Below are 15,539 nucleotides of genomic sequence, written 5' to 3' on the forward strand. Positions count from 1 at the left end.
CCCAGGATCAGGACAGAACGCGCTCCAGCAGGGCGTCCCAGTTCCGCAGGAATGCCGCCAGCCCGTAGTGCGCCAGTGCGTGTTCCCGTGCCGACTTGCCCATGCGCGCGGCGCGTTCCGGCTCGGCGAGCAGCGTCCGGACCGCGGCGGCGAGCCGCGTGACGTCCGTGGACACGAAACCGGCCTCCTCGGGCACCGCCACGGCGGCCTCGGTGCACGCGAGCACGACCGGGGGCATCCCGAGGTGCATGGCTTCGAGCAGGGACAGGCCCAGCGACGTCCAGCGGGCCGTGTGCACGTAGACGCGCCTGCGGGCCATCTCGCGGTGCAGCGCCTCCTGGCCGAGGTCGCCCACCGGGGTGACGCCGTCGATGGCGAGGCCCGCCAGCCCCATGCCGTACAGGTCGACGGGGGCGACCTCGGTGAACACCGGCAGCAGGTCCGTGCCGACCATCCGGCCACGGCGCACCGGCTCGTTGACGAGCACGGCGGCGCGTTCCAGCTCACCGGTGTAGCGGTAGCCGGGGTCGACGATGCCGTGGTCGATGACGGTGGTCGGCGCGCGGCCGTTGTCCCACATCAGCTCGTTGAAGTGGGTGACGTGGGCTAGCACGATGTCGTCCCGGTCGGCCACCGGATGCCGGGACGTGGCCGCGTGCTCGCGCGGGGTGTTGTGCTCGACGTACACGGCGGGCACGTCAGTGCCGGGCCGCCTGCCGAGCCACCGCTCGCACAGGTCCAGCTCCTCCGGCCGCTGCAGCACGACGACGTCGACGTCGGTGTCCCGGAGCCGGTCGGCGGGAACCTCGACGGCGGTGTCCGGCCAGTCCCGGCCGCACCGGCCGCGGCCCCACTGGCCCCCTTCGGGCAGCGTGGGCAACAGGTACCGGTGTCCACCTTGGACGAACGAGGTGGTCCACGAACCGTGCAGGTGCCAGACGAGCACGTTGAGCTCGCCGGGCACCGGCCGACCGGGAGACGTGGCCTCTCGCATGCCACAGTGATAGCCCGGCGCGACCGGGACTAAACACTATGGACTGCTAACGGTCGCGGTGCCGGGCGGGGACGAACGCGAGCGCCAGCCCGGCCACCGCGGTGCAGGCGTACAGCCACACGTCCGGCGCGTTGACGTTCACCAGGTTGCCCGGCAGGTCGGTGAGGGCCGCCACCAGCCCGTACGCGGTGAGGCCGCTGAACCCGAAGAACGTCAGCCAGCCGTAGAGCCGGGCGGTCGACCCGGTGCGGGAGGCGCCGACACCGAGCAGCCCGACCGCGGTGTGCACGATGTTGAGCGGTGCGCTCACGCCGAACAGCCAGGCCGTGCGGCTTGGCTCGGAGCCGACGCCGCCACCGCCGGTGACCACGAAACCGGCGACGCCCAGCGCCAGGTACCCCACGCCGATCAGCAGGGCCAGGCCCCGCAGCCACGTGATGCGGGGGCGGTACGTGGTGGCCGGCTCACCCATGGTCACCGGTCCGGGTCAGCCCACATCGGCGCCTTGGTGTCCAGGCACGCGGTCCGCATCAGCCCGCCGTCCACCACCACGGACTCGCCGGTGACGTATCCGGCGGCGGGGGTGGCCAGGAAGGCGACGACGGAGGCCACCTCGCGGGCGTGCCCCGGCCTGCCGAGCGGGATGCCCGCGCGGGTCCGCTCGGCAGGGTCCGCGTTCTCCTGGCCGGTCATCGGCGTGGAGATCTCGCCGGGGGCCACCGAGTTCACGGTGATCCCGTGCTCGGCGAGCTCCACCGCCAGCACCTTGGTCAGTGCCCCGGCCCCGGCCTTGGCCGCGCAGTACGCCGCGGCGCCGTACTTCGGCTCGTGCTCGTGCACGCTGGTGATGTTGATGATCCGCCCGCCGCGGCCTGCCTCGATCATGTGCCTGGCGGCGCGCTGCGCGCAGACGAACGCGCCGTCGAGGTCGATCGACAGCACCTGGCGCCAGGCGTCGAAGTCGGTTTCCATGAACGGCTGCCTGAGCCCGGTGCCCGCGTTGTTGACGAGCACGTCGACGCCGCCGAGGTCGTCGGCCAGCTCGTCGATCACCGCGCCCGCCGTCGGCAGGTCGGTGAGGTCGAGGCGGCGGACGGCCGCCGACACACCCTGCTCCTTGGCCTCCTGGGCGGTCGCGGTCGCGCCTGCCTCGTCGGAGTGGTACGTGATGCCGACGTCGAGCCCGCCCCCGGCCAGTGCCACGGCGATGGCCCTGCCGATCCCGGAGTCGGAGCCGGTCACCACGGCCGTGCGCGGGCGGTCGCTCTCCTCGGGGAGTGGTGCTGGCTGGTTCACGTTCGCTCCTCGGTTGGCGGGTGCGGGGGCGGTCGTGAGTGAGGAACGTGGTAAGAACGACGTTTCTCACTCACGAGCCCACGCTGGGTCAGGCGGGTACGGACTCGGTGCGGCGGTCCCAGACGCGGTGCCGGGCGAGCGCACCCGCGAAGCTGTCGAAGAACTCCTCGGGCAGGGACCGCTCGGCCGCCTTCGACGTCACGACACCGTTCTCGACGCGCACCCCGGTGTCCTCGGCCAGCGGTTCGGCCACCCCGGCCGTGCGCAGCAGCTTCAGGCCGGAACCGAACGCCGCGACCGGCTTGGCGTGCTTGTACGCCTCGGTGACGAAGTGCACGGCGTAGCCGTCCCGCGCGAGGGTCGCGTTGCTGTCCGGACCGCAGGGCACCGCCACGGCGTCGTAGAGCACCGACGCCATCGTGTTCAGCGCGCGGTCGGTGGGCAGGTCCTCGCCGGTTCCCGCACGCAGGCGGCCCTCGGCGGGCGCCAGCACCTCGGCGATCGCGCCCCGCTTGGTCAGGTACTCGACCAGCCTGCGCGTGCCCTCGGCGTCCACGCCGTCCGCGGCGAGTACCGCGATCCTGCGGGTCTCGATCTTGTGCGGGGGCGCGTTGAGCTGGGACAGCGCGGGCGAGGAGCGGCCGTGGTTCGGGGTGGCCTCCGCCGTGGGTGGCGGCACGCCGATGCCCTCGGCCACCCGCCGGGCGAGGCCGTGGTCGACGTGGTTGAGGTGCTCGACCACGCGTTCGCGCACGGGCATCGTCTCCACCTTGCCGAGCTCGAACCGGAACGCGCTGACGATGTGCTCGGCCTCCACTTCGGACATGCTGTTCCAGAACAGCGTCGCCTGGCTGTAGAAGTCCTTGAAGCTCTCGCTGCGCTCGCGGATCTTGTGCCCTTCCACCTTCTCCGTGTAGTGCGAGAAGGTGCCCGAGTCGGCGATCGCGGGACAACTGCCGCCAAGCGTGTTCTTGAAGTACGACGTGCGTCCCTTGTGGATCGCCTGCTGGCCGTAACCGTCACGCTGATTGTGGTGCACGTCCGCGAGCGGCCGGTTCACCGGCAGCTGCGAGAAGTTCGGCCCGCCCAGCCGGATCAGCTGGGTGTCCAGATAGGAGAAGTTGCGGGCCTGCAGCAGCGGGTCGTTGGTGAAGTCGATGCCGGGCACCACGTTCGCGGTGTGGAACGCGATCTGCTCGGTCTCGGCGAAGAAGTTGTCCGGGTTGCGGTCCAGCACCATCCGGCCGACCGGCCGCACCGGCACCTCCTCCTCCGGAATGATCTTGGTGGCGTCGAGCAGGTCGAAGTCGAACGAGAACTCGTCGTCCTCCTCGACGAGCTGGACACCCAGCTCCCACTCGGGATACTGGCCGGCCTCGATGGCGTCCCACAGGTCGCGGCGGTTGAAGTCGGGGTCCTTGCCCGCGATCTTCTGCGTCTCGTCCCACACGAGCGAGTGCGTGCCGAGCACCGGCTTCCAGTGGAACTTGACGAACGTTCCCTTGCCCTCGGCGTTGACCAGGCGGAAGGTGTGCACCCCGAAGCCCTGCATCATGCGGTAGCTGCGCGGCAGTGCCCGGTCGGACATCAGCCACATCATCATGTGCATGGTCTCCGGCTGCTGCCCCACGAAGTCCCACAGCGTGTCGTGGGCCGACTGCGCCTGCGGGATCTCGTTGTGCGGCTCGGGTTTCACCGCGTGCACGAAGTCGGGGAACTTGATCCCGTCGTGGATGAAGAAGACGGGCATGTTGTTGCCGACCAGGTCGTAGTTGCCCTGCCGGGTGTAGAACTTCGTCGCGAAGCCTCGCACGTCGCGCACGGTGTCGGCGGAGCCCCGCGAGCCGGCCACCGTCGAGAACCGCACGAAAACGGGGGTCCTCGTGTCCGGGTCGGTGAGGAAGTCGGCCACGGTGTAGCCGGCCAGCCAGTCGTCGTACGGTTCGAAGAAGCCGTACGCCCCCGCGCCGCGCGCGTGCACGACGCGTTCGGGGATGCGCTCGTGGTCGAAGTGCGTCAGCTTCTCGCGGGCATGGAAGTCCTCGAGCAGGGTCGGCCCCCGCTCGCCCACGGTCAGCGAGTCGTCGGTGTGGTCGACCCGCACGCCCTGCTGTGTGGTGAGGGCGGTGCCTTCCTGGTGGTCACGGAAGCGGTCGAGCTGCCGGTTCTTGTCGTCGGAGCGTTCGGGCACGGTCGATCGGCCTCTCCGCACGGTTTCGGTGTCTTTGCCGCCGGGCTACCCGCAGCGGGTACCGGCAAACCGCCCCTGCATTCAGTGCACGCTCACGTGCCTCAGCTTGGCGAACACGATGTGCACGGCGCGGTCGGCCGCCCGGTGCCCGTTCTGCTCGTCCCGCCAGGCGGCGAGCGAGTCGGTCAGCGTCCGCAGCACCTGCCAGCCGAAGGCCTCCTGACTGGGCAGCGTGCCTTCCCGTGTGGTGGTCGACACGGTCACCCGGACCGCCTCCGGTGTCGTGATGTACCGGCAGGACAGCATCGCCCCGGGAACCGACCTGCTGATCAGGCAGGTGCACGCCTCGTCGACGGCGAGCTTGATGTCGGCGACCTCGTCGCGGTCGAAGCCAGCCCCCAGTGCCACCTGGTGCGCCACCGTGCGCAACAACGACAGCTGACGCGCCTGGGCGGGAAGCCGGAGCTCGACGGGTCCGGCGGAGCGGTACCCGATCCACTCCGCGAGCTCAGGTTCTCGCATGTCGCCTCGGGTACCCGCACGGGCCGGGCGCACACCCGATCGGGGTCACGGTCGGCTACCGCTTCGGTCTCGGGCCGGCACGCGGCGGTGCCGGACGACGTTTGCGGAGCGCATGGCGCCGCGGGCGGCCCGGGCATGTTTGCGCGCGGGGGGCGGGGGAAATCCGACGGCCGTAAGGAGAAGCACTTCCAGCGCCGGTCACCCCGACGAACGGAGGTAGTCATGGTGTACGAGGAACGTCGCGATGTCGCGCTGGAGGACCGCTCGGTTTCTCAGCTCGTCAACGACATGTCGGAGCAGGTCAGCAGGCTCGTCCGCGACGAGATGCGGCTCGCTGTCAGCGAGGTGCAGCGCAAGGGCAAGCGGGTCGGCCTCGGAGCGGGGCTCGCCGGTGCCGCCGGGGTGACGGCGTTGCTCGCCGCCGGTGCGCTGGTCGCCGCGGCGATCATGGCGATCGCGCTCGTGCTGCCCGGCTGGGCCGCGGGCCTCATCGTCGGCGGCGGGCTGCTGCTGGTGGCCGGGCTTCTCGGGATCGTGGGCAAGAGCCAGGTCCAGCAGGGTGTGCCGCCGGTGCCGCAGGAGGCCGCCGAGAGCGTGCAGCGTGACGTCGAGTCGGTCAGGGAGAGGGTGCGCCGATGAACATCCCCGAGGAACAGCGGACCGAGAGCGGCACCGAGCGGGAGTTCCCCCGGGACGCCGAGCAGGCCCGCACGGACATCGAACTGACCCGGCAGGAGCTGGGCGACACGGTCGAGGCGCTGGCGGAGAAGGCGAACGTGCCCGCCCGCGCGCGGGAGCAGCTGCAGCAGCGGTCCGACCAGGCCGTGCAGAAGGCGCGGGAGTCGCTGCCGCCCGAGGCCGCCCACCGGGTTGAGCAGGCCGTCGAGACGGTGAACCGCAACCCGGCGGCGGTGCTCGGCGCCGTCGTGGCGACCGTGATCGTGCTGCGCCTGGTGTTGCGGAGGAGGAAGCAGCGGTGAAGGTGCTGTACCGGCCGTTGAGCACGCTCGCGGGCATCGCGGGCGGCCTGCTCGCGAGCGCGATGTTCAAGCGGGTCTGGCGGAAGGCGACCGGCGAGGAGGACGCGCCCAAGGCCACCGACCGGGACTACGGCTGGCGCGAGATCCTGGTGGCGGCCGCCGTGCAGGGCGCGATCTACGGGGCGGTCAAGGCCGCCGTGGACCGCGCCGGCGCCGCGGGCTACGAGCGCGCCACCGGTGACTGGCCCGGCGACGACTGACCGAGCCACCTGTTTTTCGACTGTCCCCCAAGGCCACCTTGGTGGCGCCCACCCGTCTCCCACCACCACCCAGACGGAGACGCTCCGCGTCACGGTGCTCGATTCCAGCCACCAAGGTGGCCTTGGGGGACGTCTGTCCGGAGAGGAACCGGTACGAGGTGTGGGTGTTGAGTGCGCCGGGCGTCTACCGGCCGCAGGAGGACACGCGACTGCTCGCGGAGGCGGTGGCGACCGCCGCCGTGCCCGCCGGAGCGCGGGTCCTCGACGTGTGCACCGGAACCGGCGCGGTGGCCATCGCGGCGGCGCGGGCGGGTGCGGGGACGGTCACGGCGCTCGACGTGTCGCGCAGGGCGCTGCTCGTGACCTGGCTGAACGGCCGTCTCCGCGGCCTGCCGCTGCGGGTGCGCAGGGGTGACCTGCGGAACGGCGTCGCCGGCGGCCCGTTCGACGTCGTGCTCGCCAACCCGCCGTACGTGCCGTACCCGGGTGCGGGCGACGGCCCGGCGGCCCGCTGGGACGCGGGCCGGGACGGCAGGTCCGTGCTCGGCCCGCTGTGCGCCGCCGCTCCCGCGCTGCTCGCCGAGCGCGGCTTCCTGCTGCTGGTGCAGTCCGCGATCAGCGGCGTCGACCCCACGCTGGACCGGCTCAGGGAGGCGGGGCTGAAGACGTCGGTCGTGGCCCGCGCCCGGCAGCCGTTCGGCCCGGTGCTGCGCCGCAGGGCGGCGTACCTGGAGGATCGCGGCCTGATCGAGCCGGGCCGTCGCGACGAGGAACTGGTGGTGATCCGTGCCGACCGCACCGAACCGGGATCGTGAGCCCCGCCGGGTGACGATCGTGCCCGGCGGTCCCGTGCTCGTCGACGGCCCGGTCGAGATCGAGCTGCCCGACGGCGGCACCGTGACGTCCGACCGGTTCCGGGTCGCGCTGTGCGCGTGCCGCCGCAGCCGCACCTACCCGTTCTGCGACACGAGCCACCGCCGCCGCACCCGCCGCCCGCAGTGAAGGCCACCTTCAGTGCGCTGAACGCACTGAAGGTGGCCTTCACTGCGGGCGCTCAGGTGAGGGGCTGGCGCAGGGCGGACTCGCCGCGCCGCCACCAGCCGAGCACGTGGGCGGCCAGCCGGTCCTCGAGCAGCTCGGTGGCCTGGATGCCGAACACGATGTCGGCCGCCAGCTCGGGCTCCCGGTCGAGCAGGTCGCCGATCACCTCGCGGCGCAGCACCTGCTCGTGCACGGCATCGGCCTCCACGTGCTCGCTGAAGAACAGCACGCACGACTCGTCGGCGCCGAGCCGCCGCAGCGCGCGCACCATGCGCTGCGCGCTCGGGGCGGTGGTGATCTCGGCGGCCGCGAAATGCCCGACGAGCCCGCCGCGCAGCGAGCGGTGCAGGCCCAGCATCGACATGAGGTTCACCGTCGCGAAGGCGTGCGCGGGCACGTGCTCCAGGTAGCCGAGGTACGACGGGTTGAGCCCGGCTCCGGTGAGCAGGTCGGCGTAGAGCCGCGAGTGCATCCGCTCGGCGTGCCCGCCGCCGAACTCGTCGAACTCGACGGCGACCAGCGCGGCCTTCGCCTGCCCGCGCAGGCGGGGGATGGCGAACGCGTGCGGGTCGGCCTCCTTGAGGTGGTAGATCGAGCGCAGCGCCAGGTACTCCCGCAGCTGCTCCCACGTGCCTTCGGCGGCCAGCCAGCCGGTCAGCCCGCCGCTGTCGTCGACGGGTTCGGTGAGCAGCGTGTCGAGCGTGGCCGTGACGTCGGCGCCGCCCGCCGTGTCCGCGCGCAACGCGCCGAGGAACCGCCGCTCCAGCACCGCCCTGGCCCGCAGCAGCTCCGGGTGCCACTCCCAGTCCGGGTCGACCCCGGCGAACCCCTGGTAGTGCAGTTCGTAGCAGACCTGCAGGGCGAGCTGGAGGTCGTCGCCGTACGGCTCCGCGGCGCTCGCGTCGACGGGCAGCCCGCCCTGCTGCCCTGGCGTGCCCGCCAGCGCGGTGACGATCGACGCGGACAGTGGCCCGCGCGGCAGGGGGAGCGGTGCGACGTCGGGCGTGGCCTCGCTCGTGGCCACCGGTGCGGCCATCGGTTCTCCTGACGGGTCGGGTACGGGATCGGGCGCCGCGGGATTACCCGGCTGGTCCCGGGAGTACACGGTCGGGGTTGACATCCCAAACAAAGCCACCTATAACCAAATGAACCCAAGTGAAACGGCAAGGAAGCCACATGTACGCACAGGAGCGGCAACAGCGGATCGTCGAGCGCGCCCGCGCCGAAGGGCGGGCCGACGTCGCCGAGCTCGCGGCCGACTTCGACGTCACCACCGAGACGATCCGGCGGGACCTCACCGTCCTCGAACGGCAGGGCCTGCTGCGCCGGGTGCACGGGGGCGCGATCCCGGTCGAGCGGCTCGGCTTCGAACCGGGTCTGGCCGATCGCGACGCGGTCCTCACGGCGGAGAAGGAGCGCATCGCCAAGGCCGCACTGGCCGAGGTGCCCCGGGAGGGCTCGATCCTGCTCGACGCGGGCACGACCACCGCCCGGCTCGCGGAGATCCTCCCGCACGACCGGGAGCTGACCGTCGTCACCAACGCGGTGACGCTCGTGCCCACCCTCGCCGTCCGCCCGCAGGTGACCGTGCTGCTGCTCGGCGGCCGGGTCCGCGGCCGCACCATGGCCGCCGTCGAGGACTGGACGCTGCGGGCCCTCGCCGACACCCTCGTCGACGTCGCTTTCCTCGGCACCAACGGGATGTCCGCCGAACGGGGACTGACCACACCGGACACCGGCGAGGCCGCGGTCAAGCGCGCCATGATCCGCGCCGCCAAGCGGGTCGTCGTGCTCGCGGACCACACCAAGGCGGGCAACGACTGCCTCGCCCGGTTCGGCTCGCTGTCCGAAGTGGACTCCATCGTCACCGACACCGGGCTCGACCAGGACCTCGCCGACCGGCTCGCGGCGGCCGGGCCGAAGGTGGTGCGCGCGTGATCGTCACCATGACGCCGAACCCGAGCCTCGATCACACGGTCGAGGTGGACGCCCTGCGCCGGGGCGAGGTGCTGCGCGCGCTGCGCTCGCACGTGGAGCCGGGCGGCAAGGGCGTCAACGTCTCGCGCGCGCTCGCCGCGCACGGGCGGAAGACCACGGCCGTGCTGTTCACCGGAGGCGTCGAGGGCGGGCGGCTCACCGACCTGCTCGACGCCCAGGGGGTCAGCGTGCGGGAGGTCCGGGTCGCGGGCGACACGAGGACCAACCTCACCCTGGCCGAACCCGACGGCACGGTCACCAAGCTGAACCTGCCGGGGCCCGGCTGCGGCGAGACCGACATCGAGGCGCTGCTGGGTGCCGTGCGCGGCGCGTGCGGCGAGGGCACCGAGTGGGTGGCCGGCTGCGGCAGCCTGCCGCCCCGGGCCCCCGCCGACACCTACGCGCGGCTGGTCCGGCTCGCCCACGACGCCGGGGTGCGGGTGGCCGTCGACTCGTCGGACGCCGCGCTCGAACACTGCCTGCCCGCGGGCCCCGACCTGGTCAAGCCGAACCGCGAGGAGCTCGCCGCCTGCGCCGGGACGGCCGTGCCGACACTCGGCGCCGCCGTGCGGGCGGCGCGGCTGCTGCGGGACAGGGGAGCGCGGGCCGTGCTGGCCAGCCTCGGCGCCGACGGCGCGGTGCTCGTCGACGAGCACGGCGCGGTGCACGGCGAGGCGCCGGTCGCGGCCGCCCTGAGCAGCGTGGGCGCGGGCGACGCGCTGCTCGCCGGGTTCCTCGCCGCCGGGGGCACCGGCCGGGAGGCGCTGGCGACGGCGCTCGCCTGGGGCGCCGCCGCCACCGGGCTGCCCGGCAGCCGGATGCCCGCGCCCGCGGACATCGACCGCATCGACGTCGTCATCCATCCCGCGGTCGACGCCGACCGTGTACTCGAGGAGGGCCGCTGACATGGCCGAACTGATCACCACCGACCTGGTCGACCTCGACCTCGCCGGCACCGGGCGCGAGGAGGTCACCGCGGACCTCGCCGGGCGGCTCGCCGCCGCGGGCCGCGTCACCGACCTCGACGGCTTCCTCGCGGACCTGCGCAAGCGCGAGGAGCAGATGCCCACCGGGCTCGAAGGCGGTATCGGCATCCCGCACGCCCGCTCCGCCCACGTCACGGAACCCACGCTGGCGTTCGGGCGCAGCGAGTCCGGAGTGGACTTCGGCGCCGCGGACGGCCCCGCCCACCTGATCTTCCTCATCGCCGCGCCCGAGGGAGGCGGCGACGAGCACATGACCATCCTCGGCTCGCTCGCCCGGCGCCTCGTGCACGAGTCGTTCCGCCAGTCGCTCCACGCCGCGCCCGACGCGGACGCGGTCGTCGAGCTCGTTCGCAAGGAGGTGCTCGGACAATGAGGTTCGTCGCCGTCACGTCCTGCCCCACGGGCATCGCGCACACCTACATGGCCGCCGAGTCGCTGGAGCAGGCCGCCAAGGCCGCCGGGCACGAGATCGCGGTCGAGACCCAGGGTGCCGCGGGCTCCACCCCGCTCACCGCGCGGCAGATCGCCGAGGCCGACGCGGTGGTGTTCGCCGCCGACGTCGACGTGCGCGACCGCGCGCGGTTCGCGGGCAAACCGCTGGTCACCGGCGGCGTCAAGGCCGCCATCAACGACGGCGCCCGGCTGATCGCCGAGGCCGAGGCGGCGGCGGAGCGGGGCGCCGGTGCCGCCGCGGACCCCGCGCCGGGCGCGGGTCCCGAGCTGGCGACCAAGGTCGAGGCCGGGGCGGGAGCGGGCACCCGGCTGCGCCAGTGGCTGATGACCGGCGTGAGCTACATGATCCCGTTCGTGGCCGCGGGCGGCATCCTCATCGCCGTCGCGTTCCTCCTCGGCGGCGCGGAGATCGCCGCGGTGGTGAACGGCGGCGAGTTCGGCGGCGTGACCTACGAGGGCATCAGCGACCCGTCCGACCTGCTCGCGCAGGCCGGGATCGCCGGGGTGCTGTTCAAGATCGGCACGACGGCGTTCGAGATGCTGGTGCCGATCCTGTCCGGCTTCATCGCTTTCGGGATGGCCGACCGGCCGGGCATCGCGCCCGGCGTGGTGGGCGGCCTGCTCGCCTCCGCCATCGGCGCCGGGTTCCTCGGCGGCCTGGTCTCGGGTCTGCTCGCCGGCGCGGTCGTGCTCGGGCTCAAGCGCGTGCCGGTGCCGCGCGGCGTCGCGGGCGTCATGCCGGTCGTCGTGATCCCGCTGCTCGCCACGCTCGTCGTGGGCGTGCTCATGGTCGTGGTCGTCGGCGAGCCGATCGCCGCCGCGCAGGGCGCGCTGACCGGCTGGCTGTCCGGCCTCTCCGGTGGCACCGCGTGGCTGCTCGGCGCCCTGCTCGGGCTCATGATGGCCTTCGACATGGGCGGGCCGGTCAACAAGGTCGCCTACACGTTCGGCCTCGCGGCGCTCGCCAGCGGTGACACGGTCATCATGGCGGCGGTGATGGCGGCGGGCATGACGCCGCCACTGGGCCTGGCGCTCGCCACCGTCCTGCGCAGGCGCCTGTTCACGAAGTCGGAGCGGGACGCGGGCAAGGCGGCCTGGCTGCTCGGCGCGTCGTTCATCACCGAGGGCGCCATCCCGTTCGCGGCGGCCGACCCGTTCCGCATCATCCCCTCGCTCATGGTCGGCAGCGCCACCACCGGCGCGCTGTCCGTGGTCTTCGCCGCCACCTCGCCCGCCCCGCACGGCGGCATCTGGGTCGTCGGACTCATCGGCCACCCGCTGCTGTACCTGCTGGCGGTCGCGATCGGGGCGGTCGTGACGTGCGCGTGCGTGCTCGTCGCCAAGAGCGTCGGCAGGCCGCGTGCCGCCGAGACCACGACGTCCACCACGCCGGCCGGGCAGCCGGTGACCGTCTGACCCCGAGGAGCCCGTCATGATCGAACGCCGAGTCGTCGTCGCCTACAGCGTCGGCCTGCACGCCCGCCCCGCGGCGCTGTTCGTCAAGGCCGCCGCCGCGCAGCCGGTGCCGGTCACCATCGGCAAGGACGGGTCCGACCCCGTCGACGCGCGCAGCATCCTGTCCGTGATCGGGCTGGCCGCCAAGGCCGGCGAGGAGGTCGTGCTGCGTGCCGAGGGCCCGCAGGCCGGCCAGGCACTCGACGCCCTCGCCGACGTCCTCGCCACCGACCACGACGCCTGACCCGCCCGCCCGGGAGAACAGTGAAGGCCACCTTCACTGCGTCCAGCGCAGTGAAGGTGGCCTTCACTGCCGCGGGGCCGGTGGGGGTCAGCGCAGGGGGTGGAGGGCGGCCAGTTCGGGGGCGGGGGTGCCGGTGACGATCGTGTCGGCGAGCAGCCTGCCGGTCACCGGGCCGTGCGTGACACCCCACATGCCGTGCCCTCCGGCCACGAACACCCGAGGGGACAGCGTCGGGCCGATCAGTGGCAGCCCGTCGCTGGTCACCGGGCGGGCCCCGACCCACTCGTCGGTCCGCGCCGCCCAGTCGACACCGGCCACGAGCGGCCGCACGGCCGCGACGATGCTCGCGACCCGCCGCGGGTCGAGTGGCGCGTCGGCGGACCGGAACTCCATCATCCCCGCCACCCGCAGCCGGTCGCCCAGCGGCGTGCACACCACCTTCCGCGCCGGGAAGTACACCGGGCCCGGCGGCATCCGCTCGGGCACCACGCTGAAGCTGTAGCCCCGTCCCGCCTGCACCAGCCTGCGCACCCCGAACGGCCGCGCCAGGCGGTTCAGCAGCGCGCCACTGGCCAGCACCACCGCGTCGGCCCCGAACTCGGCGCCTCCCGCGTGGACCCGGACCCCGTCGCCGCGCTCGCGTACCGCCGTGACCTCCGTGCCCTCCTCGATCCGCACGCCCGCGCGCCGGGCCGCGTCCGCCACCGCGGTCACGTACCCGCCCGGGTCGACGTAGCGCTGGCCGTGCACCGCCAGCCCGCAGGCGATCCGCTCGCTCAGCGACGGCCACAGCTCCCGCACCCGCCGCCCGTCCACCGGGGCGACGTCGACCGGCTGCCCCGCGGCGCGCACGTGCTCCAGCTCGGTCACCACCGCCTCCCGCTGGGCCTCGCTGCCCGCGGCCACGAGGCACGGCTCCATCGGCAGGCTCACCGCTCCGGTCTCGGCCGCGAGCGCGTCGTGCTCGGCCAGCGCCCGCAGGTTCAGCGGCACGAGCGCGGCCATCGCCGCTCGCCACCGCCGGTGCGTGCTGCGCAGGGCGAACGTGGCCAGGAACCGGGCGAGCCTCGGGTCCGGCCGGGCGGGCACGTACAGCGGGGCCGAGGGAGAGGCGAAGCCCTTCAGCCCGGCGCGGACGGTGGCGGGCTCCGGCAGCGGCACGGCGAACGCGGGGGACAGCCAGCCCGCGTTGCCCCACGAGGCGCCCGTTCCGGCGCGGTGCCGGTCGAGCACGGTCACCTCGACGCCGCGAGCCCGCAGGTGCCACGCCGTGCACAGTCCGACGAGGCCCGCCCCGACGACGAGCACACTCCGCGGCGGCCGGTTCGCACGAGTCACGGCCGCCATGCTGCGCGCCGTCCGGTGCCACGGCAAGCGCCACGTCCGTATGCTCGGGTTCGTGCCGATCGCGCCGGAGGAGCTGCGGGAGTTCGAGGCCCAGCGTCCGCGGCTGTTCGCGGTCGCGTACCGCCTGCTCGGTTCCGCGAGCGAGGCGGAGGACGCCGTCCAGGACACGTTCCTGCGCTGGCACTCCGCCGACCGGTCCGCCGTGCGGGAGCCCGCCGCGTGGCTGACCAAGGTGCTCACCAACCTCTGCCTGACCCGGCTCACCTCCGCCCGCGCCCGGCGCGAGAGCTATGTCGGGCCGTGGCTGCCGGAGCCCGTCGCCACCGGCCCCGACGCGGAGGGCCCGCTCGCCACGGCCGAGCGGCACGACACCGTCTCGCTGGCCTTCCTGTTGCTGCTGGAACGGCTCACCCCGCCGGAACGCGCCGTGTTCGTGCTGCGGGAGGCGTTCGAGTACGGCCACCGCGAGATCGCGGACATCCTCGACCTCACCGAGTCGGCCAGCCAGCAGCTGTACCGGCGGGCGCGGCTGCGGCTCGCCGACGACCGGCCCCGCTTCGCCGCCGCGCCCGAGGAGGGCAGGCGGGTCGCGCGGCGGTTCCTGGCGGCCGCGCGCGGTGGTGACCTCGCCGCGCTGGAGAGCCTGCTCGCCGACGACGTGGTGTCGTGGGCCGACGGCGGAGGGCGGACCCCGGCCGCCCGGCGCCCGGTGTTCGGCGCGCAGCGGGTGGCGCGCTACCTTGCCGGCTGGACCAGCCGCGACTATCCGGGTCTGCGGGTCGTGGTGACGGAGGTCAACGGCGAACCGGCGCTGGCCGCGTTCGTCGACGGCACGCTGCTGGTGGTGGTCGTGCTGGAGGTGGCCGGCGGGCTGGTCCGTACCGTGCGCGCGATCAACAACCCGGACAAGATCGCGTACCTGGCCGGCCAGCTCTCGGCTGCTAGCCTGCGCTGATGAGCCCGTTTCGTGGATCGGCCCCGCTCACCGGGGACTGGCGGAACTTCCGGTTCTCCTGCGCCGACGGAGTCGCCACGGTCACGCTCGACCGGCCGGACCGGCTCAACGCGCTGACCTTCGACACCTACGCGGACCTGCGCGACCTGCTCGCCGAGCTGCCGCACCGCGGCGACGTGCGCGTGCTCGTGCTGCGCGGCGCGGGCCGGGCCTTCTGCTCCGGCGGGGACGTCGACGAGATCATCGGGGAGACCCTGCGCCTGGGCCAGCGGGAGCTGCTGGAGTTCACGCGCATGACCGGTGAGGTGGTGCGGGCGATGCGCGAGTGCCCGGTTCCCGTGATCGCCGGCCTGCAGGGCATGGCGGCGGGAGCGGGTGCGGTCCTCGCGCTGGCGGCGGACTTCCGCGTGGCCACTCCCGCGGCCCGTTTCGCGTTCCTGTTCACCAAGGTCGGCCTCTCCGGCGGGGACATGGGCGCGGCGTACCTGCTGCCGCGGCTGGTCGGGCTCGGCAGGGCGACCCAGCTGCTGATGCTCGGCGACCCGGTCGGCGCCGAGGAGGCCGAGCGGATCGGGCTGGTCAGCACCCTCGTCGAGGACGGCGAGCTGGACGGCGCGGTGGACGCGCTCGCCCGCAGGCTGGCGACCGGGCCCGCGCACGCCTACGCGCAGACGAAGGCGCTGCTGACCCGCGAGCAGGACATGAGCCTGTCCGGCGCCATCGAGCTGGAGGCGATGACGCAGGCGCTGCTGATGACCGGTGAGGACTACGCCGAGTTCCACGCCGCGTTCACCGGCAAGCGCGAGCCCCGCTGGCAGGGCCGCTGACCCGCGGTGCT

19 protein-coding genes are annotated in these 15,539 nt (G+C 73.5%); 12 read left to right on the forward strand and 7 right to left on the reverse strand.

Translation table 11 applies throughout. From position 1 onward, the window contains the following. Positions 1 to 7: 7 nt before the first annotated feature. From B0I33_RS11905 to B0I33_RS11925, 5 genes are all read right to left on the reverse strand, one after another. The gene (locus B0I33_RS11905) at positions 8 to 994 is read right to left on the reverse strand and encodes a glycosyltransferase (RefSeq protein ID WP_106178673.1); all 987 of its coding nucleotides are present in this window, start codon (positions 992 to 994) and stop codon (positions 8 to 10) included. A gap of 46 nt (positions 995 to 1,040) precedes the next feature. Further along, entirely contained in the window at positions 1,041 to 1,466 is a 426-nt protein-coding gene (locus tag B0I33_RS11910; RefSeq protein WP_106178674.1) for a DUF4383 domain-containing protein, read from the reverse strand. 2 nt (positions 1,467 to 1,468) lie between these two features. After that, positions 1,469 to 2,290 (reverse strand): SDR family oxidoreductase, encoded by an 822-nt coding sequence (locus B0I33_RS11915; RefSeq protein WP_106178675.1) that lies wholly within the window; start codon positions 2,288 to 2,290, stop codon positions 1,469 to 1,471. Positions 2,291 to 2,378: 88 nt separating this feature from the next. Beyond that, positions 2,379 to 4,481, reverse strand: a complete 2,103-nt coding sequence (locus B0I33_RS11920) for a catalase (RefSeq protein WP_106178676.1) — start codon at positions 4,479 to 4,481, stop codon at positions 2,379 to 2,381. A gap of 81 nt (positions 4,482 to 4,562) precedes the next feature. Then, positions 4,563 to 5,003, reverse strand: a complete 441-nt coding sequence (locus B0I33_RS11925) for an ATP-binding protein (RefSeq protein WP_106178677.1) — start codon at positions 5,001 to 5,003, stop codon at positions 4,563 to 4,565. Between the two features lie 222 nt (positions 5,004 to 5,225). Here B0I33_RS11925 and B0I33_RS11930 point away from each other — a divergent pair, with 222 nt between their 5' ends. The 5 genes from B0I33_RS11930 to B0I33_RS11950 all read left to right on the forward strand — a co-directional run bounded on the left by B0I33_RS11930 (position 5,226) and on the right by B0I33_RS11950 (position 7,245). After that, positions 5,226 to 5,642 (forward strand): phage holin family protein, encoded by a 417-nt coding sequence (locus B0I33_RS11930; protein ID WP_106178678.1) that lies wholly within the window; start codon positions 5,226 to 5,228, stop codon positions 5,640 to 5,642. After that, positions 5,639 to 5,983, forward strand: coding sequence for a DUF3618 domain-containing protein (locus tag B0I33_RS11935; RefSeq protein WP_106178679.1), 345 nt, complete (start codon positions 5,639 to 5,641; stop codon positions 5,981 to 5,983). Before B0I33_RS11930 ends, B0I33_RS11935 begins: the two co-directional genes overlap by 4 nt. Continuing rightward, the gene (locus tag B0I33_RS11940; protein WP_106178680.1) at positions 5,980 to 6,243 is read left to right on the forward strand and encodes a DUF4235 domain-containing protein; all 264 of its coding nucleotides are present in this window, start codon (positions 5,980 to 5,982) and stop codon (positions 6,241 to 6,243) included. The genes B0I33_RS11935 and B0I33_RS11940 overlap by 4 nt, the downstream gene beginning before the upstream one ends. Positions 6,244 to 6,401: 158 nt before the next feature. Then, on the forward strand, positions 6,402 to 7,058 hold the full coding sequence (locus tag B0I33_RS11945) for a HemK2/MTQ2 family protein methyltransferase (RefSeq protein ID WP_106178921.1): 657 nt from the start codon (positions 6,402 to 6,404) through the stop codon (positions 7,056 to 7,058). Continuing rightward, positions 7,030 to 7,245: a CDGSH iron-sulfur domain-containing protein gene (locus B0I33_RS11950; protein ID WP_106178681.1), complete on the forward strand. Its 216-nt coding sequence runs from the start codon at positions 7,030 to 7,032 to the stop codon at positions 7,243 to 7,245. Before B0I33_RS11945 ends, B0I33_RS11950 begins: the two co-directional genes overlap by 29 nt. Positions 7,246 to 7,297: 52 nt before the next feature. Here the strand turns inward: B0I33_RS11950 and B0I33_RS11955 are convergent, their stop codons facing one another. Continuing rightward, on the reverse strand, positions 7,298 to 8,320 hold the full coding sequence (locus B0I33_RS11955; protein WP_106178682.1) for an iron-containing redox enzyme family protein: 1,023 nt from the start codon (positions 8,318 to 8,320) through the stop codon (positions 7,298 to 7,300). A gap of 140 nt (positions 8,321 to 8,460) precedes the next feature. Between B0I33_RS11955 and B0I33_RS11960 the strand changes: the two genes are divergently transcribed. From B0I33_RS11960 to B0I33_RS11980, 5 genes are read left to right on the forward strand one after another with little or no spacing between them, the layout of a single operon-like run. Then, complete coding sequence (locus B0I33_RS11960; RefSeq protein ID WP_106178683.1) at positions 8,461 to 9,222, forward strand: DeoR/GlpR family DNA-binding transcription regulator; 762 nt, start codon at positions 8,461 to 8,463, stop codon at positions 9,220 to 9,222. Next, a complete protein-coding gene (pfkB, locus tag B0I33_RS11965) occupies positions 9,219 to 10,166 on the forward strand; it encodes a 1-phosphofructokinase (protein WP_106178684.1) in 948 nt (315 codons plus the stop codon). The genes B0I33_RS11960 and pfkB overlap by 4 nt, the downstream gene beginning before the upstream one ends. A 1-nt stretch (position 10,167) precedes the next feature. After that, entirely contained in the window at positions 10,168 to 10,620 is a 453-nt protein-coding gene (locus tag B0I33_RS11970) for a PTS sugar transporter subunit IIA (RefSeq protein WP_106178685.1), read from the forward strand. After that, positions 10,617 to 12,116: a PTS fructose transporter subunit IIC gene (locus B0I33_RS11975; protein ID WP_106178686.1), complete on the forward strand. Its 1,500-nt coding sequence runs from the start codon at positions 10,617 to 10,619 to the stop codon at positions 12,114 to 12,116. Before B0I33_RS11970 ends, B0I33_RS11975 begins: the two co-directional genes overlap by 4 nt. Positions 12,117 to 12,132: 16 nt before the next feature. Next, the gene (locus tag B0I33_RS11980) at positions 12,133 to 12,399 is read left to right on the forward strand and encodes an HPr family phosphocarrier protein (RefSeq protein ID WP_106178687.1); all 267 of its coding nucleotides are present in this window, start codon (positions 12,133 to 12,135) and stop codon (positions 12,397 to 12,399) included. Positions 12,400 to 12,486: 87 nt separating this feature from the next. Here the strand turns inward: B0I33_RS11980 and B0I33_RS11985 are convergent, their stop codons facing one another. Beyond that, positions 12,487 to 13,746: an NAD(P)/FAD-dependent oxidoreductase gene (locus B0I33_RS11985; protein WP_106178688.1), complete on the reverse strand. Its 1,260-nt coding sequence runs from the start codon at positions 13,744 to 13,746 to the stop codon at positions 12,487 to 12,489. A gap of 40 nt (positions 13,747 to 13,786) precedes the next feature. Here B0I33_RS11985 and B0I33_RS11990 point away from each other — a divergent pair, with 40 nt between their 5' ends. Both B0I33_RS11990 and B0I33_RS11995 read left to right on the forward strand, forming a co-directional pair. After that, positions 13,787 to 14,701 carry an RNA polymerase sigma-70 factor gene (locus tag B0I33_RS11990; protein ID WP_181193270.1) on the forward strand — a complete coding sequence of 305 codons (915 nt, stop codon included), beginning with the start codon at positions 13,787 to 13,789 and terminating at the stop codon, positions 14,699 to 14,701. Continuing rightward, entirely contained in the window at positions 14,701 to 15,528 is an 828-nt protein-coding gene (locus B0I33_RS11995) for an enoyl-CoA hydratase family protein (RefSeq protein ID WP_106178689.1), read from the forward strand. Before B0I33_RS11990 ends, B0I33_RS11995 begins: the two co-directional genes overlap by 1 nt. Positions 15,529 to 15,539: the final 11 nt, after the last annotated feature.

The organism is Prauserella shujinwangii (assembly GCF_003001955.1).
Taxonomy (GTDB): Bacteria; Actinomycetota; Actinomycetes; order Mycobacteriales; family Pseudonocardiaceae; genus Qaidamihabitans; species Qaidamihabitans shujinwangii.